Below are 23,812 nucleotides of genomic sequence, written 5' to 3' on the forward strand. Positions count from 1 at the left end.
TATAATAAGGAGAATAAAGACAAAATTAATACATAGGCCCATTAAAGTAGGTGTCAGGATGAATGTAAAACAATTTGTAAAAATACATCGTGAAGAATGGAAACAGCTCGAACAGTTAATCACAACGATAAGCAAGCACAGAAATAATATAACTGGTGACCGAATCACTCAATACCATCGTCTCTATCAAAAGGCGGCCCAACATCTTTCCTACAGTCAAACTTATTTTCCTAATGATGAAGTCACCCAATATTTGAACGGACTTGTAGCTAAATCACATAATCTATTGTATAAAGACCAGGTATCAAGCTTCAAACAAATCCGTCATTTTTTTAGTGAAAAATTTATTGGGCTCTTATTAGAGCAATGGAAATTTGTCATGTTTGCAATGATCTTATTTATGATTGGTGCTTTGGGGAGCTTTCTTTCAGTCATGAATGACCCTCTGCATATCTATTCCATACTCCCAGCGGAAATCGCTAAAGGTGTGGACCCGGAACAACTTGGGAAGGGCCATGATGCGGTGGACTCATCCCTCATGTCGGCAAGCATTATGACAAATAATATCAAGGTCGCGATCTTTGCTTTTGCCGGTGGTATTACATTTGGGCTTGTGACCGTTTATTTGATGGTCTACAATGGCATCATCATTGGTGCGCTCGCTGCCCTATTCTGGCATCACAGTAAATCGTATGACTTTTGGGCATTTATTGTTCCCCATGGGATGATTGAGCTTACAGCCATATTTATTGCTGGAGGAGCTGGTCTTTTAATGGGCTATAAGCTGTTTGTCCCAGGGCAATATTCAAGGAGTTTTCAATTAAAGCAGCAGGCGATGCGCTCTGTTCAACTTCTGCTTGGAACGATTCCTTTGTTTGTTATTGCTGGCATCATTGAAGGGTTTATCACACCAGCAGATATTTCATTAGAAGCAAAGTATATTATTGCTTTCTTAACGGTAATCGGGTTGCTTCTTTATATTGTGATTGGAAAGCTAAAACTTACAAAGGTTATAAAAGATTCTGATTGATAATGTCAATATAATGCGAAACAGCTGTAATCGCCAACTTTTCCTCACGGGCCTCAATCATTTGGAGGCCTTGTTTTTCCCATTTGATTTTTTCTCTTTTCTTAACAAGAATTTGCTGCTGTGCAATACTTTTTCGCATCGCTGCTTGGACCGTATTCGGCTCCTCTTTGACTCTTCTTAAAAGTGTCTGATCCTCAATTCCAATCATTAAAAATAAATGCCGTTGTCTTAGACGTCTTAATAGCATAAGTTCACTTTCCTCATGAAGAAAGGTGCGGACATCACTAAATAATAGGAGCAGACCTCGTTTCTTTTGAACCATTTCTAAATATTGCAGGATGGCAGCATAATTAGACTCAGCTGCATCCACTTTTAATGAATAGATTGCTTGAAGGATGGTCTGTAGATGGGCTATCCCTTTGGCAGGGGGCACAAAGACTTTTATGTCCTTTGAAAAGGCAAGTACCGACACATAATCTCCCTTTTGGAGTGCTGCTGCTGTAACGGTTAATGCAGCTTCTAATGCTTTTTCTAAGCGATTCCCCTTCGATAATTCTGCCCCCATCATTCTTCCGCAATCCATTAAGATCGTAATATACTTTCCATGCTCCGGTTCATATTCATTCGTCATCACTTCACGAAGCTTCGCTGTTTGGCGCCAGTTGATTTTACGCGGATCATCCCCGACGACATAATTTCTAATCTTGGAAAATTCGCCAACTCCACTTCGCTGTCTCCGAATCTTTAACCCTTCGTAAACCAAATACTTCTGTGCATTTTCTAAATACTGTTTGGTCTCGGTTAAATCAGGAATGACTTTCACAGAATCCGCTAATTCAACGGTCACTTGCTTTTCCCACAAACCCAGCAAACTCGCATATCGAAAATAAAGCTTCTTGATTTCATATTTTCCCCGCATCAACGCACTCGTACTATATGAAATCTCGACCGTTGATTCCTTAGATATTGATCCAATGATAGGAAACGGTCTTTCAAAGGTCTGCGGCAAACCATCGACCATGCGGTATGAAAACGGATAAGGAGAGTCATTCTGAACCTCAATCTTTACTGTATATGAAATTCCTCTTTCAAACTCTTCCGCCATCAATCGTTGAAAGAAGAGTTGCTTCTTTTTTGGAGAAAAAAACAAATCCACTAGACTGATGAAAAGTACAATGATATTTGCAGAAATAACGAAACCCCAAGGAATTTCCCAGATCGTACCGAGACCTAAACCTAATGATAGGATTAGGAAAACTAGCAGTAATCGTTTAGTTGGTAAAATCCCTCTATCTTGGAACAGGAACCGAGCCCACCAGCTCTTCAATGATTTGGTCAACGGTTGCTCCCTCCAATTCTACATGCGGGGATAACTGAATGCGATGGCGCAGGGCCGGTTTGGCGACTATTTTGATATCGTCTGGCGTCACATAATCCCGTCCTGAAAGGTAGGCCCATGCTTGCGCTGCTTTTCCTATCGATATTCCGGCTCGGGTACTGGCACCAAATCGGATGGCATCTGCATCACGCGTTTTTCTGACAACTTTCATTATGTAATCTAATACATTCTCACTAACAGTAACTTTTTCGATTTCTTTTCTAATCCTTAAAAAATCTTCCATTTCTAAGATGGTTGAAACAACCTTTTCGTCAAAGCTGTTTTCAATTACTTGTTTTAAGACATTTTTCTCGTCCTCATAGCTTGGAAATTCAATTCTCAGTTTAAAAAGGAATCGATCCTGCTGTGCTTCTGGGAGCGGGTAGGTGCCTTCAAATTCAATCGGATTTTGAGTGGCGACCACAAAAAACACCTCGGGTAACGCATACGTTTCACCTTGGATCGTCACCTGTTTTTCTTCCATTGCTTCTAAAAGGGCAGCCTGGGTCTTTGCGGGTGTCCGATTTATTTCATCAGCTAAAAGGATATTTGTAAAAATTGGTCCCTTTAACGTTTGAAAAGTGTTTTCCTTCATATTGTAAATCGTGCTTCCGGTAATATCACTTGGCAATAAGTCAGGTGTAAACTGGATCCGGTTAAAGGTACCTCCTAAAAGATTCGCTAGAGTACGTACCATTTGAGTTTTTCCGGTGCCAGGCACTCCTTCTAGAAGGACATGCCCTCCTGCTAAAATAGCGGATAAAAGGAGTCTTAAATTTAGACTCTGACCTAAAATCCTCTCCTCATATTTTTCCAAAAAGGATGTTAATTCTGTTTTCATTCTTCAACCTCTCTCCTTAATAGCTCAAGCTTTTTCGACCATAATAAGTATTCCTGTTTTGTGATTTTTTCTTTTTCGAGGATGTTTACTAACCCTAAAAGAAAAGGTCTAATCTCATTTGCAGGCACTTTAGTCCATTTTCTTTCAAAATAACTCGATAAATCCTTCCATTCCCGATTATATGGAATTTGCCATCGTTCCTGGAGAAGCAGTTTGACATAGTCTGCTTGGATGATTATTGAATCACGATAGCGTTTGCCGCGGAGAAACCAGGCAGCAACTGCTTGAATTCCCTCATCACTATAACGAACCGACTCTTCCCTTGGGACGAAAATAGGTCCGAAACGCTTCCCCTTTGACCATAACCAGAGAATCATCAATAGTCCCCCTTGCAAAACAAGGAGTAAAAACCACATCGGGTACACATTCAAAAAAGTAGACGCATTTTCTCCACCATGAATGTATTCATCAAACAGAATCGTGTCCGTGGACCCTTCATTGATCAGATAGAGAAGAAGTCGTAAATGGTCTTTTTTTAATAGATCCCCATTTGTCATCCACCTAGGGGTTATCGCCACAATTAAATGACCATTTCCATATGATTGTTTAACCGCAATGGGACCAGCCTCATCATATAGTAATACTTCATCTTCCTTCTTGGTCTGCAAACGGATGACTGAATCGATTTGAGCACGATAAGAAGTATGACCTTGAGTGTAAACCTTCATTGTTTCTTGTGTGTCAACTGATACTGCTTTTACGTCAAACATCCCTTGTGGATCGTTTTGTAATAACAAGATGGTGTTTCCAGCCTTCATAAAATTGATATAAGCGTTCATTTCTTCCTTTTCAGGAATAAAAGCTGGTTCAGCCATAACTAGTAATTGGTGGTCAGCAGTTGCTTTTAGTAAATCTGGTGAATGACTCCAGATTTCCCCTGCATTATCTTTTTTTACATATGTATAAAATGCCTTCACACCAGTCGGCGAAGGTGAATCAGTAACATATGCTGGGAAAACTTGCGGTTTAGGCGAATAACTAAAATAGCTGAAGACTAGAAATAAACTGAGCAGGAGCACCAGCCCGATCCATGTGCGTATTTTGGAAAGAGATTTCATAAAATATTCTCCTCCCCTGTATCGCCCAGTACTTTTCTTGCTTCATAATGAAACTGGGAGTATTCTTCTTTCTGTACGTTGCGTTCCCCATAGGTCACTTCCTCAAAGAAGTGTGCAAGCTTAAAAAAGAGTTCTGCCTTTTCTGAATCTACTTTCCTTAGTTCATCGTAATATTCCCAATTCGTTTTCCAAATTCTAGCCTCCAGCAATGACTTTTCATGAAAGTAAAGAAGCAGTGCTAAAAACAAATGGCGGGTGGAAAGTGTATATGCTCCTAACGCCTCTTGTATTTCTGCCTCTTCCAGATGTTTTTGATACGTCCAATTCATTTCCTTCATCGATTGAAGCGGCTTTTGTTTGCGAAGGAGCCGAGTTCGGCGAGTATGACGGATGAGAAAAAAAGTAGATAAAGCTAACAGGATGATGATAACCACAATGATTGAAATAAGAATCGGACCGGAAGCTCCGCTTGCTAAATCGATGGCAGGAAACAATTTTTCTAGCTGTGCTGCGATCCATTCTTTGACTTGATCCCACCATGTTGCAATGAAACCCTTTGATTCGTAATAAACTGTATATTCTTTTGTTTTTAATATTTCTTCAAGGTCATCGCGTGCCTTGTTTGCATCTAACATAATCATCACCTAACATAATAGGTTTTTTATTGAACAGTCTTATAGTCTTCTAGCATCTCTTTGATATCATCCGCATCGTGTCTTGTTTTTAAATCAAGATACATAACCCCATAGCCCACGGAGAAAATCATTGTCGTAACTAAAGTGACAAGGTTTGAAATTAAGGTTAACAACACGCTATTACCTAAAACCATTCCAAACGTTACTTGGACACCAAAGCTGATACTTGAAATAATAAAATAAAACACGATATAGAGACCCATCAACACCCATGTACGCTTCCTTGACAATCTCCAGCTTCTTCCAAAACCAGGTGAATCCTTATCCAGTACGACAGAGCCAAAATAAAAGCTCCAGCGGGTTAATAATAGTCCAATTCCAAGAGCAAACCCCAGAAATAGGACAACTCCTAGAAGGATCCCTAAAACCGGATTCACTGTCGTCGCAACCACACCACCGGTGACTCCGACGATCGCGAGTGGAATAATGATAATCCCCATAGTAATAAGAAAGAATAAGATACTGCTGCCAATCATGGGCCAAAATCTTGAAAAGGCTTTTTTAATTACGGAACCAACGGTATATGCTTCATTTTTTCGAACATGATTGATAGTAAATAGGATCGCTGCCTCCGCAACAGGTGCCAAAATGGCACTAATCAAGCCAACTACGATTAATCCGATGTCTGCGCTCAAACTGCTGGAATCGAAGGTCCCTGATTCTTCAAAGCTCGTAAATATTTGCTCAAACCAAGCACCATCGCTGCCAACCTCTCGAAAAAAACTGGTTCCAGCCATGAGTTGGAGTATCGCTTGAAGCAAGTAAACCGGTCCCATGAAAATCAATAAAATCATAAACAAGTCCTTAAAGCGATTTTTAGTTAAATGAAAAGTATGATCGAGTATTTCTCCAAAACCTTTTGGGCTAGAAAACTTTTTATCCACTGGTAATATCCTCCTAGAATAATTATCAATAAGAATTATTTTAACATTATTCAGATATATTTAGTGTGAAAAGTTGTCAAAGAACGTAAATTATGGACTGCTTCCAAAGTAATTTACGTGGGCGATCTGTTTTTCGAATAATATTGTAATTTTTGTCAAAGAATAAATAATGGTTTTGCATTTTACATATTAGTAAATGTAAGAAAAAGAGGGACAGAAAGCTGAGGTATAAAACATGCTATGGAAATGGAAACAAAAGCAGCAAGTAATGAATTATAACGCTGAAGGATATTATATCGTTGATCAAAAATTAAACACCCAGCGGAATCCTACATTAGTTTCTGTCATTACCCCCGTTTATAATGCTGAAAAATATCTGAGAAAAACGATTAACTCTGTCCTAAATCAAACCCTTCGCATGGAAAATTTCGAATATATATTAATCGATGATGGTTCTACCGATTCCTCAAGAGATATTTTATTAGAATACTCTTCAAAATTTGATAACATCATTGTCGTTTTTCTTAAAAGAAATACTGGTACACCTGGCCGTCCGCGTAATATCGGTATTCAATTGGCTAGCTCCAAATATATGACTTTTTTGGATGCCGATGATTGGCTTGAACCCAATGGACTCGAAGTATTATCGACCATTTTAGAGGAAACAAGTGATGATTATGCAGTTGGGAAAACCATTCAGATTCAAGCAAAAGGTAAGACAGTTATTATCGGAGAGCATGAATCATGTAAAGAAAGAAGAAGTGAATCACCATTTTCGATTCCACATATCTTTCATCATTTAGGACCCAGGGCACGAATGATAAAAACGAGTGTAATAAAAGACAATCAGATTTTTTTTCCTGAAATGAAATTTGCTGAAGATAAACAATTTTTCATTGACGTTTTAACGCATTGTCAGTCAATTTCCACGACGCAACATCCAATTTATTATTTGAATCGAATCGATAATCAAAACACTCGTTTGTCAAATCAGACCAACATTATCCAAAAGACAAATTGTAATCTTAAAGTGATTAACCATATTATCAACAAGAATTTAGAAATAGAAAAAAAGAAGATGGTTTTAAATCGATTATATGAATTTGATTCAATTACGAGATTTTTCACTACACCTCATTTTCAAAAAACAAGGCTTAAGCGCGTCTATTACTATAAGTTTAATCAAGTGTTAAAAACAACGAAAAAGTTAAATTATGAGTTTTCAGGGGAATTCTTTCAACCAATGAACAAAGTCGTATATAACTTGTACACTGATCGAAAATATAAGCAACTTGAGAACCTTTTTGCATGGGATAAGAATGAAAAAATAAAGGATGTTATCATTAAAGATAATCTTCCCTATGTTGTTGTCCCCTTTCTAGAAGAACCATACAAATATATAAGAATTCCAATGCATTCGACTTTTGAAGAAGAATATGTTGATAAGAATAAATATTATCTCAAATTTAAGATATTTGGTGATCATCTGGATTCACTCACACATGGACTAATTCGTGATACAAACAATGGTCTGCTTGAATCTTCCCTGCCTGTGAACATTGATAAGAGTGGGAATGGGATATTAGAATTGGATTTAGAGCTACTAAACCATTATCCGTCATCAAATTATGCTATCTTTCTACGTTTCAATGATTATTTAAAAATTAACATCAGAAAACAGATCCAAAGTAAGAACCAATATCAATATAAGAATCGTGATTTTACTTTTTACAATACCACCTACTCGAACGTTGGCTTAAAAATATCTTCCATAAAATAAAGTGACAGTGGTTACTGTCCCTTTAAACTTTATTATTAAGCACTAGAAAAAGACCCATGTTGTCTCCATTAGGAAGAACATGGGTTTTTTTGGAGTAGTTATTTTTACAATCGCGAGAATTCTTCTACTAATTCTCCGAACCGTTTCATTGAATTTTCAATTGGATATGGAGTAGTTAGGTCGACGCCGGTCTTTTTTAACAGTTCAAGCGGGTAATCCGAACTACCGCTCTTTAAGAATTCCAAATAGGAAGTTAGCGTTTCTTGGTCGCCTTCAAGAATCTTAGTCGCCAAATGAATCGCAGATGCAAATCCTGTGGCATACTTGTAAACATAAAATGGGCGGTAGAAATGAGGGATTCTTGACCATCCAAATTTTACTTCCTCATCAAAGACAACCTCATCCCCGTTGTATTCGCGGAATAGTGTCTCATAGGTTTGATTAAATACTTCCACATTTAAAGGCAGCCCCTTTTCAGCCATTTCATGGGTCTTCATCTCAAACTCGGCAAACATGACTTGTGTGAAAAATGTCCCCTTAAATTGATCGATAAAATGATTAACTAAATGTTTTCGAACATCAGGATCTTTCTCATTGTTAAGTAAATAGTTAATTAGCAGAACTTCATTGACGGTTGATGCCACTTCGGCCACAAAGATGCTGTAACGAGCTGTAATCTGTGGCTGGTACTGCGAACTCAGCCGGCTGTGGACACCATGCCCGCATTCATGTACCAATGTGAATAAACTGTCCAAATCATCCTGATGATTTAAAAGGATATAGGGATGGACCCCATAGACACCAAGATTGTAGGCACCTGACCGCTTCCCGGGTGTTTCTCTGACATCTAGATAACAAGCGTTTTTAAACTCCTTCAGGATATTGATGTAATCCTCTCCGAGTGGAGCTAAAGCCTTACACATCGTGTCATAGGCTTCATCATATGAAATCACCTGTTTGACTCCACTGATAAGCGGGACACTCATATCATATTGACGTAGTTCATCTAGCTCCAACTTTTCCTTGCGGATGCGTGAATATTGATGGAGCGGACCGATATTTTGTTTGGTTGTTTTGATTAGATTCTTATAGACCTCTTTGGGTACCTTATCCCCAAATAATGCCTTTTCTAATGCAGAAGGATATTGACGGATTTTAGCAGTTGTCACATTATTTTTAATGGCGGCGGATAGGGTGGCGGCAATCGAATTTTTCAATTGCAAGTATGGTTGATAATACGCCTTATAGGCCTCTCTTCGCTTTTCACGATCTTTTTCTTCGATTAATTTTGAATACATGCCCCTTGTTAATTCCACCCGTTCCCCGTTATCACTGGTTACTTCCCCAAACTTAATATCAGCGTTATTCATCATTCCAAAGATATTTCCTGGGGCCGAGAGTGCTTCACCTAGTTGTGAGAGAACTGCTTCCTGTTCCTTGGTTAATACATGCTGCTTGTATCGAAACGACTCCCATAAATCCTCTGCAAAGTATTCTAGCTCCTTTTCTGCTGATATGTATGCTTTTAATGTTTCTTCATCTAGGCTTAATAAATAAGGCATAAAGAAAGAGGTAGCAGCACTAACCTTAACACTCAGTTGTTTTGCTCTGTCCAAGTGGGACTGTGCCTGGGTATCCCTTGTATTTTCATCTACACTCAACATGGCATAGGCATAAACTTTGTTGAATAGAAAAGATAACTCTTCTCTTTGCTTAAGATATTGGTAAAGTGAGTGTCCGTCTTGAATCGTTCCATCATAATGTTTTAGGTTAGCTGCCATCTTTTCAATTAGCAGATAATCTTCCTCCCATTTCTTGATATCCGAATAGATATCAGTTAAGTTCCACTTTTCATGTGCTGGGACTTCTTTTCGATTGGTATAGGTTACCATTTGTCCAATCCGCTCCTCTCAATGTAAAAAATTACAATCAGCTTATACTCTCTATCATAATAAATCTATTCTTAAATTCCTATTCGCAAACCTTAAAAAAGAAGAACAAAAAAAGCAGGCCATTATTTTTGACCTACTTCTTAAATAATACTTATAGGGTTAATTCTTTCTCAATCACCGCTAATCTTTCTTTTACCTCATCTTCGCTTAAACCGTGCTGTGCAACATAACGGTTGCGTGGATGAACCCGGCACTCATGCGAACAGCTTCGTAAGTGTTTGTGCTCGTTTTCTTCAGAGCAAAGGATTTTTCGATTACATGCTGGGTTGGCACAATTTACATAGCGCTCGCAAGGCTCACCAGTGTAATAATCCTTCCCAACAATTACATGCTCTTTTTGGTTAACAGGAACACTTATTCGCTCATCAAAGACATAGAGCTGACCATCCCATAAATCCCCTTTAACTTCTGGGTCTTTTCCGTAGGTAACAATTCCGCCCTCCAGTTGCGATACATCCTCAAAGCCTTCTTTCAATAACCAGCCTGAGAATTTTTCACAACGAATGCCACCCGTACAATAGGTAAGAATCTTTTTGCCTTCAAACTCCTGCTTATTTTCTCTTATCCATTGTGGGAGGTCACGGAAGTTAAGTATATCCGGTCTTACAGCCCCTCTAAAATGACCTAAATCATATTCATAATCATTTCGGGCATCAATGACAACGGTATCTTCCTTTTGCATTTCCGCAAAGAATTCTTTTGGTTTCAAATGCTTACCGGTTTGCAAATTGGGGTTCACGTCATCTTCCAAACGGAAAGTAACAAGCTCTGGTCTAAACCGTACCTTCATTTTTTTGAAAGCATGCTCGGACACTTCATCAATTTTAAAAATAGTTCCTGCAAAAAGTGGATGCTCATCCATATATTTCATGTAAGCGTCAGTTTGATCAATAGTGCCTGACACCGTTCCATTAATCCCTTCCGCCGCAATGATAATTCGACCTTTGAGACCTAGTTCATTACAGTAGTTAAGATGTTCCTGGGTCACTTCTTCAGGATTCTCTATTGAGACATATTTATAATACAATAACACTCTATAGTCTTGATTCATGGTTACCACCTTATAATTTTATATATATAAAATACTTAGTTTTCAACATTAACCTTATAATTATAGCAAAAACCAACAAATAAATTCAAATTATTTCACTTTCCGAAGGCTACTGCACCTACATAGGTTGATATTACCAACCTTTCTTCCTCGCTTTTCTGTTACAATTTTTTATGTAAGAAATAATAAGGAGGAACACCATCTATGAATAAACGTCATCTCCTCCTTGGTCTGGTAATTGCGGTGACCTTCATTGGAGGAATACTAACTGGAGTCATTTACACTAAAAATAGTGAAAAGCAAGATCGTCCCAATACGCTAATATTAGAAGATGCACCTAAATCGGCCATTAAGCCAAATTCAAAAGAACTCCCTAAATTGAAAAAGGCATCATCAAAGGTGCTGATCGGCTATGTTCAGGATTTTCGTGATCCAAACATGGTTGATTATTCCAAATTCACACATGTCATTTTCTCCTTTTTTCATCCTACTAAGGATGGAGGAATTTTATATAATGGTGATTCAGCTTTAAAAAACCTTAGAGCTGTTGTTAAAAATGCAAAAAAGCATGACACGAAAGTGATGCTGGCGATTGGTGGATGGTACCACATCAAGGGCGGAGAATCCTATAATTATTTTAAACCGGCGATCTCTGATCCTAAATCTAGAGCAAAGCTAGTTAAAGAGCTTACTAATATCGCAGTCCGTGAAAAGCTGGATGGGATTGATATCGATTTTGAACATCCTCGTTCAACAGAGGATGCACAAAATCTCTCTGCATTTGCGAAAGAGTTAAGTGCCCAGCTTCATCCAAAAAAGAAAGAGCTATCTATTGCTGTTTATTCAAAGATTAATGCGGAGACGTTAACGGAAGTAGCTGCTATTCAGTATGATCCATCTATGTTCAAAACGGTAGACCATGTTAATATTATGGCGTATGATGGTCAGTATGACGGCAGTTACAATGCCGCAAATTTATCGCCCTATCCATATACAGAGAAAATCGTAAACTATTGGACAAAGCTATTTGAAACTCAGAAACTTTCAAAGGAAAAATTAGTATTGGGCGTCCCGTCTTACGCCCAACCGGAAGATCCTAAAATCAAACAAGTATCCTTTGCAGCAATAATTAATAATAATCCTGCCAATGCTGGAAGGGACACTGTTCAAATGAATGGTACGACCTATCATTATAATGGCGGTGTTACGATGATAAAAAAAACACGTCTGGCCCTCGATCACGGCTTTGGCGGCATGATGATGTGGGAAATTGGTCATGATGCACAAGGGTCACATAGTCTGACAGGGACAATTTTTACAGAATTAAAGAATTCAAGTAAAGAACCAGTAAAATACTATACAGCAAAAGGTTACTAATATAATTATAAAAGGCTGTTCTCTCGATTTTTGGAGGGAACAGCCTTTTAACATGAAAGGTGAGCTTCATTTGCAATCGTTTATAGAAGTGGAGCCTGTCGACATTAACCAATAACTTCAATTGGCTACTTTTTCTTCATTTTTTTCACAGTTTCGGTCGCCAATAAGCCCTATTGGCTACTTTTTCTTCACTTTTTTTCACAGTTTCGGTCGCCAATAAGCCCTATTGGCTACTTTTTCTTCACTTTTTTCACAGTTTCGGTCGCCAATAAGCCCTATTGGCTACTTTTTCTTCACTTTTTTCACAGTTTCGGTCGCCAATAAGCCCTATTGGCTACTATTCCTTCACTTTTTTCACAGTTTCGGTCTCCAATAAGCCCTATTGGCTACTTTTTCTTCACTTTTTTTCACAGTTTCGGTCGCCAATAAGCCCTATTGGCTACTTTTTCTTCACTTTTTTCACAGTTTCGGTCGCCAATAAGCCCTATTGGCTACTTTTTCTTCACTTTTTTCACAGTTTCGGTCGCCAATAAGCCCTATTGGCTACTACCTTCACTTTTTTCATAGTTTTGGTCTCCAATAACCCCTATACCCTCGATTGTTACCTCCCCCTTCTTCATCTATTGCATTCACAACCAAATGATGAGTTTTTTACTATTCTAATTCCAACTCTTCTCTATACGTATAAATGCTTTCTAATTCCTGTTTGATCTGAACTGTGATCTTTTCGGATTTCTGGGTCTGTAAATTAAAATTCACATAGTTTGCAGTTCCCTTTGCACATAACCGAATTTCCTGGGAATCTATTCGTACAGTTCTAAACTCGAATTTACTATTCTTTTCATACATGTTTTAATTTCTACATTTTTTCCAAAATAAATCTGGTCCACATAATCTACATTCATGTTAAGGATAATCAACAACTAGGTGCCTGACACCCATTTTGACACGAAATTGTAATAAATATTGGTATTTGTCGGAGATTTTTCCAAACTTTTTGAAGGAGATTGTCGAAAAAGAGAGAATCAAGTTAGGGAGGATAAATAAAGGAGGAAATAGATATGAAGAAATTGCTAACCGTTTTATGTGGAGTCATTATTGCATTATCGTTGTTTGTGACTACTGGGAATACGGCAAAAGCTGCAGGTCCAGATGATGATTGCACCTGTCATAATCTTTTACCACTTCAGGGTGCAGAAAGAAATAAGATTGTTGCAAATTTAATTAGCAGTGACGTGTTCAAGGAAGCGAAAAAAGATCTTCAAAAGGACGGATATAAATGGAATGGTGCAAATTCTATCGAAGTATATCAATTTGAGGGCGTTACCGCGGTTGGAGTACTTTTTACAAATAAAGAAGGAATTATAGAAAGACATGCTTTTGTAAATGGTTATTACGTTGGACCTGCACCCGATATGGAATAATAAAAAAAATTCCTAACCAATTAGGTTGGGAATTTATTAGTTTTACATTCGATCAATTTAGGGAGGAGCTATTTCCCCTATTTATCCCCAAACTGCCAAACACTATGACTGAGGTTTCCATATCGAAAACTGCGATGCAGCAAAGTAGCTTTTTGACTATCGTCGGCCGCTCCCATCGCATAGAAAATCGGAATGAAGTGTTCATTGCCAAAGCGAGGTACTGCATATTCAGCATTTGGAGCAAGTGAATCAAACTTAAATAAGGAATCCAAATCCCAATTATTCAGATGAGTTGCCAACCAATCATCAAATTCAAGTGCCCATTGATCGACTTCGTTTTCTGCCCATTTCACTGCTCTGAGATTATGCACGGTTCCTCCACTCGCAATAATTAAAATATCATTGGCTCTTAATGCAGACAAACTCTTCCCGATTTTATATTGTTCTTCTGGTTTAAGATTCGGATTAACAGACATTGAGATGACCGGAATATCGGCATTTGGATAAAGTAGACGAAGAACCACCCATGCTCCATGGTCAAGTCCGCGTTTCGTTTCAACTTCGAATGGTACACCGTTTTCTGTAAACAAATCTTTAATTTCTTGAGAAATCTGCTGATTACCCTGAGCTGGATATTTGATCCGGTATAATTCCGGGTCGAATCCACCGAAATCATAAATGGTGTCATACGTATCTACTTGACTTACTTTTTGCATAGATGATTCCCAATGGGCCGAAAACAAGATTATCGCCTTTGGGTTGGGCAGTGTTTGCCCAAGATGACTTAAAAACTGCGTATATTCATTATTCTCAATCGCTAATAGCGGTGCTCCATGAGCAATAAAAAAAGATGGCAACATATTGCTTCCCCCTATTTAGTTATTATAACTTTTCGAAATAGATGTAGTTTCCTTTTGACTTTTGAAAATAAGTTGATCCAACGCAAACATTTTACTTCCATTAATCGCAATAAACACAGCCATTGCCAATAAAGCTAAATCTAATTCATAACCAGCCATTTGTCCATTCCCTAAAAAGCCTATAGCTAGTTTCACTTTGATTGTTGCACCAATCATTAACAATGCCAATAAAGCTGAAACGATTCTACTGCCTAAACCTAAAATTAATGCAGCCCCACCGATCATTTCTACTGAAGCAACAACATATGCTAAGGCTCCTGGTAACCCGATACTGTCAAACCAGCCAACGATATTTTCAATTCCACCTTGGAATTTAACTAACCCATGAACAAAGAACGTAATTCCTAACATAACTCTTAAAATTAATGTACTAGCTTCAAATTTATTTAACATTTTTCATTTCCCCTTAGTTGTTTTTTATGATTCTACTTTTTCCAATAACCAGTTCATAAAATCCTTATGATTTTCCAATGAAACTGAATGTCCTTCTTGATAAGTTTTAAAGGTGACATCTGCCCCCAACTCATGAAAATACTCATTATTTGCCAAACCCCATTCGAATGGAAGGACCTGATCCATTTCGCCATGGGAAATAAATAACGATAGTTTATCGACTGGCTTTATGTTGTATTCTTCTTTTACAAAAGCAGGAATGTAGCCACTTAAAGCAACAATGCCCTTAATTCGATTTCCTAGTGTTAATCCAAGGGTCATCGATAGGATCGCTCCCTGACTGAAACCAAGTAAGAACAATTTACTCTCTTCGATAGGGTATTCGCTGCATGCATAATCAATAAAGGTAGTAAGTTTACTGATTCCGTCATCGAACACTTCTCGATGTGGTTTTCCATATCCTTGAATCGTAAAATACGCAAATCCTGGTGGTTGTGGAAGATGCCCGCGAACACTGAAAATGTAAAAGCGATCTTCTAGTCCATTAATTAAAGACAGCATATTCTGCTCATTACTGCCGATTCCGTGCATTAGAAATAATGCAGGATATGTTTTACCTGGTTCCGTTTGTGTTGGTCGACGAAGTTCATAAATCATCGGTGAATTCAATTTCCTCATCCCTTCTTATCACGAGTATGTTTATTAAAACATTTATTGTTTTTAAATATGAACTTTTGTTATTTATAGGATAACAAGTAATTAACCAGATTGTCAATTATTTTTTCTCCAATATAGAATTATGTTTTTTATTGGTAAACATAAATAAAATAAGGAACCGGATTGGTTCCTCTAATACGACTTAGATAGTCGATAAATATCCCTGAATCTCTGAAATAAGATCCAAAGGATTTTCATACATACTCATATGTCCCGAATCTTTTATTAATGAATGTTTAATATTGGCTTTGCTAACCGAAAATGTCTTTTCTGAAGGGATAATTTGATCTTGTTCTCCCGCGATTAGAAGGACCGGCACTTTAGAAGTTTCTAAAACACGATTGCGGTCTGGCCGGTCCTTCATCGCATGTAGTGCATCTATAGCGCCTTCTGCTGAAGTAGAATAGCCTATCTCCATTGCTGTTCCGACATAATTCTCATCTTTATTTTCCGGCGAGAATAGTTTTGGTACCAAACCGTCGATTAGCGAATAGATTCCCGACTGGTTGACTTTTTCAATATTGGTTTGCCTGCCTTTTTTCGCATCTTCCGAATCTGGAAAGGCCGTTGAATGTATAAGCGAATACCCGTTTAATTGACCGCCATACTTTTCTGCGAAGGCAAGGGTGATATAGCCGCCTAATGAGTGACCAAACATCGTTACTTCCGATAGGTTTAATTGATCCAAAAGGTTTTTCATGTGATCCGCAATATTTTCAATCGTGCTCTTACCTTTTAGAGGACTAGACTGTCCATGTCCAGGGAGATCAGGGGCAATCACCCGATAGTCTATTGACAGCTCAGGGATGACATGTTCCCAATATCCGGAGCCTCCACAAAAACCATGCAAAAGAACAATTGGTTTCCCTTCACCTTTATCTATGTATGCGATCGATGAATCATTAAAAGTAAGTTTCTTAAGTTCCATATTGTTTCCACTCCAGAGTTTTTTAGCTAATTTGCTCTTCAGAATTATCCGAATGTAATAAGATTCTTTTATTTGGAATTTGCGTTAAGTTTGATTTTTTCAATAAATAACTTAAGTGTTCTATTGGCATGGAGCCATGACCTTTGCTATCAGCCAGAGTGAATTGGACGGTGACTCCGTTATAACTTTTGACCGTCAATGATTCAGCGGAATTGAAAAAACCTTTAATACCTTGAGAAATTTGATATTTCATGCCTTCTTCTATTAACATTACATTGCTCCTTTATAGGTATTCATCATAAGTAGTATGCCATGGAAGTTCCTATACATACATAATTTTCCTAATTTCAAGTCATTGAAAATAAAAAGAGAGATTCATTAATCCCTCCACTTGACCCCAAGTATATTACTCTTCGATTCCTTCTTCCTCGTCCATCATTTCATCAAACGCAGTTGAAACTTTGTCGAACTCTTCATCACTTTCAATGGCGGAAAAATCACCATCTGCATCTACCTTTAGAAAAAAAATATCAATATCTTCATCAGATTCTTGTCTAACATCTTCGGCAAATCCAACTGCAACATAGTCATTTCCTTCTATATTCATTACCCCTAGCACTTCAACTTCTTGTTCCTCATCATTCTCATCACTGATAGTAAAAATTTCGCCTACTTCAACTTTACTCATCTATACGTTCCCCTTTCATATAAAAAGTATATTCCTATCATAGTATCCCCTATAAAGAAGAGGTTTAATTCGAAAAAATGTATTACCACTGTTTATTCGACAAAAATCTTATATAATTAGTTCATAATGCATTTTAAGGAGTTTTTATATGAATCAAAAACAGTTAGAAGAAAAGATTATCGAAAACTATCGCGGTGAAGAGAAAATGATGATTCTTGTATTTGCTCAATGGTGCGTGAATCATGATCTGGATCCGGAAGAGTTATATTTGAAAGCCTATCCGAATCAGTCCTCCAATCCTGCCTTAAAAGAAGCCATTGAGCTAACCGTTTCGAAAGAAGAAGCGGGAGAAGTAGGTGACCAGACGTTGCTCGGTGTATTAGCGTTGTTTGGCAACGATGATCTGGCTTTTATTGTTACGGAGGAGATAAACAAACTTAGAAAATAAGATTTGTGTGAGTTTTGGGTGGTTTTGTGTAGATTGCAAAGGTTTTTGTGCAGATTTTCACGGCTGATATAGAAAAAAAAGCAGACATACTCTCGGGGCTTATGTCTGCTTTTTGTCATTAATAATGATACTCTCTGTTAACTGGTGAAGGCTTCAGTAAGAAATCTTTTAAAGCCTCTCTATTTGCCTCCATGTTTATTTCAAGAACAGCTCCAGAATGAGGATAGGTTTTATTTACATAGCTATTTTGGATTGGGATCCGTAACCTATCGATATTTTTGATTGGATAAAAGACCAGTTTAGATAAAACTGATAATATCTCTCCTTTGTCCATATCTGACTCTACATGATTTAAACTCTCCTCCACAAAATCTGGAAGAGCTGCTAACGACTCAATATGACTAAACTTATTTTTTAATTGTTCCTTTACCTTGACAATGACTTCCTGTTGTCGTTTCACTCGGCCAAAATCACTCTCGTCATCATGTCTAAACCGGACATATTTTAACAATTCTCTTCCTTTCAGCGCATTTTCTCCAGGCTTTACGTCCATTTTGAAATCGTCAATCATCTTCTGACTAACATTCACAGTTATACCTTCTGGAGCAATCAGGTCAATGAAGTTCGCAAACCCTTCAAAATCAATGGAAACGGAGTGGTCCACTTTAATTCCGAAATTTTGATAAATAGTCTTTTTTAATAATTCATTTCCGCCGATAAAATAGGCCATGTTGAGCTTGTCGTAACCTTTTCGATGCCCGGGAATTTTAACGTAGCTGTCTCTCATCAAACTAATTAACTTAATATTACCTTCTTTAGGAACATATTGGGCTATTATGATGGCATCAGAGAAAGATTGAGGTTCGCCTCTCGAATCACTCCCTATTAAAAGAAAATTCATCATTCCTTTTTTATCTTTATGATTAGTACTGTCTTCATTTTGGGATGGTGAAGAGGGTTGAACTTGATTTTGATCACTTAAATTTCCAGCTGAACAGCCTCCTAAAAATATAGAAAGTAAAATTATCATGAATATTCTCAAGCTTTTCACCAACTTTCAATAATATTCGCTCAAAGATAATCATTGCATATACTTAATTTCTCAATTTTTACTTTTGTTATTCCTCCTTTTGTTTATCTTTCCTTGCATTACCTTATTGTTCATGGATAATTTGCATAAAATTTCCCATGCTAAACATAATTTTTATTAGAGGACTTAAAAAGCATCATATCTGTACTTATCGAGGATTTAATGAAATACAATGGAATACCTTCTATCCCACTGCAAAAGTGCATGTAAAGGTAAAGGTGGATTTCAAACAAACTGGAATTGTACAATAAAACGCCAAATTAAAGACCCATCAATAGATGGGTCTGGTGGTTCTCATTCAATTTTAAATCCAGCCAAAATATCTAACCGTTTGTGTAATTATGAGTGGAACAAGGATGGCAATAACGGTCGGAATAAGGAAGGCAAGAAAAGTCCATTTTTTACTCTTCGTTTCTTTATAAATATTAAGCAAAGTCGTGCCGCAAGGATAATGAAGGAGAGAAAATAACATCATATTCAATGCTGTGAGCCACGTCCAGCCATGATCAAGAAAGATTTTCTTTAAATCTACCATGCTATCAACTTCGGTTAAAGATCCTGTTGATAAATAACCCATCAATAGGATTGGAAGAACAATTTCGTTTGCTGGTAACCCTAAAATAAACGCCATCATGATGTATCCGTCAAGGCCAAGCATTTTTCCAAATGGGTCCAAAAACTCAACAGCATACATCAAAATACTGGTATCACCAATGTAAATATTCGCAAACACCCAAGTTAAAATCGCTGCTGGAGCAGCAACTTTAACGGCGCGAACTAACACAGACCAGGACTTTGTTAAAGATGAGCGAATCACGGTATCAAATATCTTCGGTTTACGATAAGGCGGTAGTTCTAACGTGTAGTGAGTTGGTACTCCTTTAAGGGCCGTTTTAGACAGTACCCAAGAAACAAAAAAGGTAACCACTATACCAAATAAAACAATACCGACAACGACCCCTGTGGTAACAAGTGATGCTGCCCCACCTGTAAAATTGGCAGCCATGAATAACGAAGCTAAAACAATTAAAGTTCCCCACCTGCCGTTACATGGAACAAAGTTGTTTGTAAGGATGGCCAGCATCCGCTCTCTTGGAGATTCAATAATCCTGGTTGAAATAACCGCTGCCGCATTACAGCCAAATCCCATCGCCATTGTTAATGATTGCTTCCCATGGGCACCTACCCTTTTAAACAGCCGATCCATGTTAAATGCTACCCTAGGAAGATAACCATAATTTTCCAATAATGAAAATGTTGGAAAAAAGATCGCCATCGGCGGAAGCATAACGCTAATCACCCATGTTGTTCCTCGGTATAAACCGAGAACAAGGACACCGTGCAACCAATCTGGTGCATGGAGGAAGGTAAAAAATGATGTAATATACCCTTCTAAGAAACCAAAAAACTCAGCTAACATGGAGGATGGGATATTTGCTCCTGCAATTGTTAAATAAAATAGTACTCCTAACATAGTAATCATGATGGGAAAACCAAAAATAGGTGAAGTAAAAATCGCGTCCAGCTTTTCGGTTCGAGTATCCCTTTTTGATTGTGTATAGGTAATTCCTTCATGACATAATTTATGACTGCGATCGTAGAGGTTTTGAACAATGTCATCTCTTAGCTTTGGTGTCGACAGCTCCTGAGCTTCAGCATAAAGCTTTTGAATACTCATTCTCTAAACCACCTCCTGCGACCAATCGATTGCTAATTTCATTCAGTAATGTTTCGTCTCCATCTAGCAATCTCAAAGAAACCCAACGAGCGGATAATTGATCGCCAATAAATTCACGTACTTTAGGTTCAATTTTTTTAATCTTGGCTTCGATCTCAGCAGGATAAGACACTTGAACTGGGTTGCATTCAATCGCCCCTGTCACAATTCGATCAATGGTATCTAAGAGCATAGGAAATCCCTTTTTGTTCCTGGCAGAAATCTTGATAACAGGAACTCCCAACCGATTGGTCAGCAATCGTTCATTAATTTGAATTCCTTGTTCTTCCGCAACATCAATTAAATTGATACAAATGACAACATTTGTAGTCATCTCTAATACCTGCAAAGCAAGATTAAAATTCCGCTCTAATGAAGTCGCATCTAATACCACAACCGTCACATCTGGTTTTTCAAAAACGATATAATTTCGAGCTACTTCTTCATCCGTTGAATTCGAGAAAAGTGAGTAGGTGCCAGGAAGGTCAATAAGATTAAACGTTTTATCTTTATGCTGAACAGTCCCGTGTGCAAGTGAAACGGTTTTTCCTGCCCAATTCCCTGTATGTTGTCTGAGGCCGGTTAAGGCATTGAACAAGGTACTTTTCCCCGTATTCGGATTTCCAGCTAAGGCAATTCGATATTCTTTACCCATTAGATACCAACTCCCCCTCTATTTTTGAGCTTTCCTCTCTTCGTAGTGCGATGGTTGTTTGACTGACACGAAAAGCAATTGGATCTCCCAACGGACTTTTCCGGATAACCTCTACGATCGCTCCATTCACAAATCCTAAATCTAATAATCTTCTTCTCATGACACCCTCTAGATGTATATCAGTTATTTTTATTAAATTTCCTTTTTGACCATTTACAAGTTTGATGATTTTAGGGTTATCCATCTCTCTTTCCCCGCCTTCAAAGTTTTTACCTTGTGCAACTTTTTATTAATTATATGTATAATTTCCAAAATTGTCACCTATTTTGCAAAAATAAATATTATCTGCGTGTTGGAAACTAGGATATTATCAAAAATTTAACTAAAAAAGCCCTTATGGATATTTTCCATAAGGGTTTATTTGCCTTTTAATAGAGGTGTTTGTGGAGAACCAATTGTATACTGCTGCCATTCCAGCGGCATGAGCATTTGATACTGCCGCTCCAGGAATCGGTCATCAATCAATACGATGGTTCCGTGGTCCTCCTCCGAGCGAATCAACCTTCCCCCTGCTTGTAGCACTTTATTCATCCCAGGATAAACATAGGCATAGTCATAACCGTTTTTGTTTTTCTTAATAAAATGATCCTTAATGAGGTTCCGCTCAAAACAAAGTTGCGGCAATCCTACACCTACAACGACAACTCCATTTAAACGATCACCAATTAAATCGACACCCTCAGAAAAAATACCGCCGAGGACAGCGAAGCCCAGTAATGTTTCTATTTGATTGGGTTTAAATGCCGCCAAGAAAGCTTCCCTTTCAGTTTCGGTCATCCCTGATGCTTGGATGATCGTATTGGTTACTTGGTCTTGTTGCTTGAACTGGTCATAAACAGTAAGTAAATACTGATAGGATGGGAAAAAGATAAAGTAATTCCCTGGCCGGTTTTTAATCAAGGCTTGGATTGCAGATACAATTGAACGCTTTGTCTGTTCCCGGTCTCGGTAACGAGTAGATAATGGATTGATAAAGACGTCGACTTGATTGCTTGAAAATGGTGAAGGGATGGATATTGCATAATCATCTTCCTTCCCACCAAGGATATCTTGATAATAGGATAAAGGAGACAATGTGGCCGAAAAGAATAGTTTTGACCGATAGCCCTTCCCCATTTGTTTAAGAAGCTTTGAAGGATCAATGCAAAAAAGCTTCACGAGTAAATCGTTTTTAATTTTTTCGGCATAAACGACATAATGTTCATCGAGCAACTCGGTAATTTTTAAAAAATTATTTACCACAAAGTATGCTTCCAAAAGAGTTTCGGACGTTTCTGTTTGAAGAACCTGTTCTGCGCTTTCTACAAAATGAATCAGTTGTTCAATTAATTCTTCATCCAAATGATCAATGGTGAATTCAAATTTATCTAGATTTTCTTTTTTGAGGGAAATAAACCAAGCATTTAGCTTGGTTGCAGACTCATATATTGCTTTATTGACACCCTTAAAATCCTTTTTCAATTGGAGAAATAATTCTTTGTTTAAGGTTGCTGAAAACATCTCACGCCCCCGGTCCACTAGATTATGTGCCTCATCGACTAGGAGTACGGTATGTTTTTTTTGCTCTTCAAACAGACGTTTTAGCGATACCCGCGGGTCGAAAATATAATTGTAGTCACAGATGATACAGTCCACTGTATAGGCAAGGTCAATCGAAAATTCAAATGGACAGACCGTATGTTTCCTTGCATATATTTCAATTACTTCACGGGTCATGCCGGTTTCATTTGTTAGAATATCATGAAACGCGTCATTAATCCGATCATAATAGCCATTTGCAAATTCACAATAATCCTTTTGGCAAACAGTTTCCTCTTTAAAACAAACCTTGTCTTTAGCCGTAATGGTCAGCGTGTTCATACAAAGACCTGAAGAGCTCATTTTTTTAAACGCATCTTCGGCAGTTGTACGGGTAATCGTTTTAGCCGTAAGGTAGAAAACTCGATTCAGAAGCCCCTCCCCGATTGCCTTTACTGAAGGAAAGAGTGTCGATATCGTCTTGCCGATTCCTGTTGGGGCTTTAGCGAACAGATTTTTTTCATCTAAAATCGTCTTATAAACCACTCCAGCTAATTTCCGCTGTCCCTCGCGATAGGAATCAAATGGAAAGGCTAGCTCTTTACAGCTTCCATTTCGTTTTTCCCGATGCTCATGCAGCAGCTTAGCGTATGGTGCATAGTCTTCTATTACCTGACCAACAAATGCTTCTAGTTCTGAAATCTGACACTTCTTTTTAAAATATGTTTTCACTTCTGTTTCAACGTGGACATAGGTAAGTTGGACAAAGATTTCCTGTAAATCATTATCCTTGGCATGCATATAGGCATAGAGCTTTGCTTGTGCCCAGTGAACAGGGTATCCTCCTTGTTGTATCTGCTCTGACATCTGTGAGAATGATTTGATTTCGTCGATGATCACTCCATCCTCACGAAACAATAACCCATCACACCTGCCATCAATAATGAAGGAAAGCGCTTCAAATGGGACTTCTGCACGGAGATACACTTCGTTTTGGTCATCTTCTTGATACGTTTTTTGAATCTTTTGATGAATCCTTGTCCCATCCAGAAGCGTCGATTGAGTGCGGAAACGTGAATCAATACTGCCGCTCTTGAAAACATGTTCAACGAGCGTTCTTACCGATATATGAATAGCCTCTGACATTG

The 23,812-nt window shown here is 38.0% G+C and carries 23 protein-coding genes; 5 read left to right on the forward strand and 18 right to left on the reverse strand.

Annotation, left to right across the window (positions count from 1 at the left end; all coding sequences use genetic code 11):
- Positions 1–58: 58 nt before the first annotated feature.
- Complete coding sequence (locus tag J7E66_RS23645; RefSeq protein WP_215004341.1) at positions 59–1,030, forward strand: stage II sporulation protein M; 972 nt, start codon at positions 59–61, stop codon at positions 1,028–1,030.
- Here the strand turns inward: J7E66_RS23645 and J7E66_RS23650 are convergent.
- The 5 genes from J7E66_RS23650 to J7E66_RS23670 are packed head-to-tail and all read right to left on the reverse strand — an operon-like array spanning position 1,011 to position 5,946.
- Positions 1,011–2,369 (reverse strand): DUF58 domain-containing protein, encoded by a 1,359-nt coding sequence (locus tag J7E66_RS23650; RefSeq protein ID WP_215004343.1) that lies wholly within the window; start codon positions 2,367–2,369, stop codon positions 1,011–1,013. The two genes, J7E66_RS23645 and J7E66_RS23650, sit on opposite strands and share 20 nt — an antisense overlap.
- Entirely contained in the window at positions 2,320–3,249 is a 930-nt protein-coding gene (locus J7E66_RS23655) for an AAA family ATPase (RefSeq protein ID WP_215004345.1), read from the reverse strand. Before J7E66_RS23655 ends, J7E66_RS23650 begins: the two co-directional genes overlap by 50 nt.
- Positions 3,246–4,367, reverse strand: coding sequence for a DUF4350 domain-containing protein (locus J7E66_RS23660; RefSeq protein ID WP_215004348.1), 1,122 nt, complete (start codon positions 4,365–4,367; stop codon positions 3,246–3,248). The genes J7E66_RS23655 and J7E66_RS23660 overlap by 4 nt, the downstream gene beginning before the upstream one ends.
- Complete coding sequence (locus J7E66_RS23665) at positions 4,364–5,002, reverse strand: DUF4129 domain-containing protein (protein ID WP_215004350.1); 639 nt, start codon at positions 5,000–5,002, stop codon at positions 4,364–4,366. Before J7E66_RS23665 ends, J7E66_RS23660 begins: the two co-directional genes overlap by 4 nt.
- Before the next feature lie 26 nt (positions 5,003–5,028).
- Complete coding sequence (locus tag J7E66_RS23670) at positions 5,029–5,946, reverse strand: hypothetical protein (RefSeq protein WP_215004352.1); 918 nt, start codon at positions 5,944–5,946, stop codon at positions 5,029–5,031.
- A 235-nt stretch (positions 5,947–6,181) separates the two neighbouring features.
- Here J7E66_RS23670 and J7E66_RS23675 point away from each other — a divergent pair, with 235 nt between their 5' ends.
- Positions 6,182–7,726, forward strand: coding sequence for a glycosyltransferase family 2 protein (locus J7E66_RS23675; RefSeq protein WP_215004354.1), 1,545 nt, complete (start codon positions 6,182–6,184; stop codon positions 7,724–7,726).
- A gap of 104 nt (positions 7,727–7,830) precedes the next feature.
- Here J7E66_RS23675 and pepF read toward each other — a convergent pair whose 3' ends face one another.
- Together pepF and trhO are read right to left on the reverse strand one after the other, a co-directional pair.
- A complete protein-coding gene (gene pepF / locus J7E66_RS23680; RefSeq protein ID WP_215004356.1) occupies positions 7,831–9,618 on the reverse strand; it encodes an oligoendopeptidase F in 1,788 nt (595 codons plus the stop codon).
- Positions 9,619–9,769: 151 nt separating this feature from the next.
- Complete coding sequence (trhO, locus tag J7E66_RS23685) at positions 9,770–10,729, reverse strand: oxygen-dependent tRNA uridine(34) hydroxylase TrhO (RefSeq protein ID WP_215004358.1); 960 nt, start codon at positions 10,727–10,729, stop codon at positions 9,770–9,772.
- Between the two features lie 204 nt (positions 10,730–10,933).
- Between trhO and J7E66_RS23690 the strand changes: the two genes are divergently transcribed.
- Both J7E66_RS23690 and J7E66_RS23695 read left to right on the forward strand, forming a co-directional pair.
- Complete coding sequence (locus J7E66_RS23690) at positions 10,934–12,106, forward strand: glycoside hydrolase family 18 protein (RefSeq protein ID WP_215004360.1); 1,173 nt, start codon at positions 10,934–10,936, stop codon at positions 12,104–12,106.
- Positions 12,107–13,167: 1,061 nt separating this feature from the next.
- Positions 13,168–13,530, forward strand: a complete 363-nt coding sequence (locus tag J7E66_RS23695) for a hypothetical protein (RefSeq protein WP_215004362.1) — start codon at positions 13,168–13,170, stop codon at positions 13,528–13,530.
- A gap of 77 nt (positions 13,531–13,607) precedes the next feature.
- Here the strand turns inward: J7E66_RS23695 and J7E66_RS23700 are convergent, their stop codons facing one another.
- The 6 genes from J7E66_RS23700 to J7E66_RS23725 form a co-directional block, all read right to left on the reverse strand.
- Entirely contained in the window at positions 13,608–14,390 is a 783-nt protein-coding gene (locus J7E66_RS23700; RefSeq protein WP_215004364.1) for a dioxygenase family protein, read from the reverse strand.
- Between the two features lie 15 nt (positions 14,391–14,405).
- Positions 14,406–14,843, reverse strand: a complete 438-nt coding sequence (locus tag J7E66_RS23705; protein ID WP_215004366.1) for a DoxX family protein — start codon at positions 14,841–14,843, stop codon at positions 14,406–14,408.
- Between the two features lie 24 nt (positions 14,844–14,867).
- Complete coding sequence (locus tag J7E66_RS23710; RefSeq protein ID WP_251033107.1) at positions 14,868–15,521, reverse strand: alpha/beta hydrolase; 654 nt, start codon at positions 15,519–15,521, stop codon at positions 14,868–14,870.
- Positions 15,522–15,702: 181 nt separating this feature from the next.
- The gene (locus J7E66_RS23715) at positions 15,703–16,488 is read right to left on the reverse strand and encodes an alpha/beta fold hydrolase (RefSeq protein ID WP_215004370.1); all 786 of its coding nucleotides are present in this window, start codon (positions 16,486–16,488) and stop codon (positions 15,703–15,705) included.
- A 22-nt stretch (positions 16,489–16,510) separates the two neighbouring features.
- A complete protein-coding gene (locus J7E66_RS23720; protein WP_214732686.1) occupies positions 16,511–16,759 on the reverse strand; it encodes a hypothetical protein in 249 nt (82 codons plus the stop codon).
- Between the two features lie 135 nt (positions 16,760–16,894).
- Entirely contained in the window at positions 16,895–17,176 is a 282-nt protein-coding gene (locus J7E66_RS23725) for a DUF1292 domain-containing protein (RefSeq protein WP_215004372.1), read from the reverse strand.
- Positions 17,177–17,324: 148 nt separating this feature from the next.
- Here J7E66_RS23725 and J7E66_RS23730 point away from each other — a divergent pair, with 148 nt between their 5' ends.
- A complete protein-coding gene (locus J7E66_RS23730) occupies positions 17,325–17,624 on the forward strand; it encodes a hypothetical protein (protein ID WP_215004374.1) in 300 nt (99 codons plus the stop codon).
- Positions 17,625–17,742: 118 nt separating this feature from the next.
- On the opposite strand, the gene J7E66_RS23735 is transcribed toward J7E66_RS23730, so the two are convergent.
- From J7E66_RS23735 to J7E66_RS23755, 5 genes are all read right to left on the reverse strand, one after another.
- Entirely contained in the window at positions 17,743–18,654 is a 912-nt protein-coding gene (locus J7E66_RS23735; RefSeq protein ID WP_215004376.1) for an LCP family protein, read from the reverse strand.
- Between the two features lie 364 nt (positions 18,655–19,018).
- The gene (locus J7E66_RS23740) at positions 19,019–20,392 is read right to left on the reverse strand and encodes a nucleoside recognition domain-containing protein (RefSeq protein WP_215004379.1); all 1,374 of its coding nucleotides are present in this window, start codon (positions 20,390–20,392) and stop codon (positions 19,019–19,021) included.
- Positions 20,367–21,086: a FeoB small GTPase domain-containing protein gene (locus J7E66_RS23745; protein ID WP_215004381.1), complete on the reverse strand. Its 720-nt coding sequence runs from the start codon at positions 21,084–21,086 to the stop codon at positions 20,367–20,369. Before J7E66_RS23745 ends, J7E66_RS23740 begins: the two co-directional genes overlap by 26 nt.
- Positions 21,079–21,330, reverse strand: a complete 252-nt coding sequence (locus J7E66_RS23750; RefSeq protein ID WP_215004383.1) for a FeoA family protein — start codon at positions 21,328–21,330, stop codon at positions 21,079–21,081. The genes J7E66_RS23745 and J7E66_RS23750 overlap by 8 nt, the downstream gene beginning before the upstream one ends.
- Positions 21,331–21,503: 173 nt before the next feature.
- Positions 21,504–23,810 carry an ATP-dependent DNA helicase gene (locus J7E66_RS23755; RefSeq protein WP_215004385.1) on the reverse strand — a complete coding sequence of 769 codons (2,307 nt, stop codon included), beginning with the start codon at positions 23,808–23,810 and terminating at the stop codon, positions 21,504–21,506.
- Positions 23,811–23,812: the final 2 nt, after the last annotated feature.

The sequence above is a fragment of the Bacillus sp. ISL-7 genome (genome assembly GCF_018613065.1).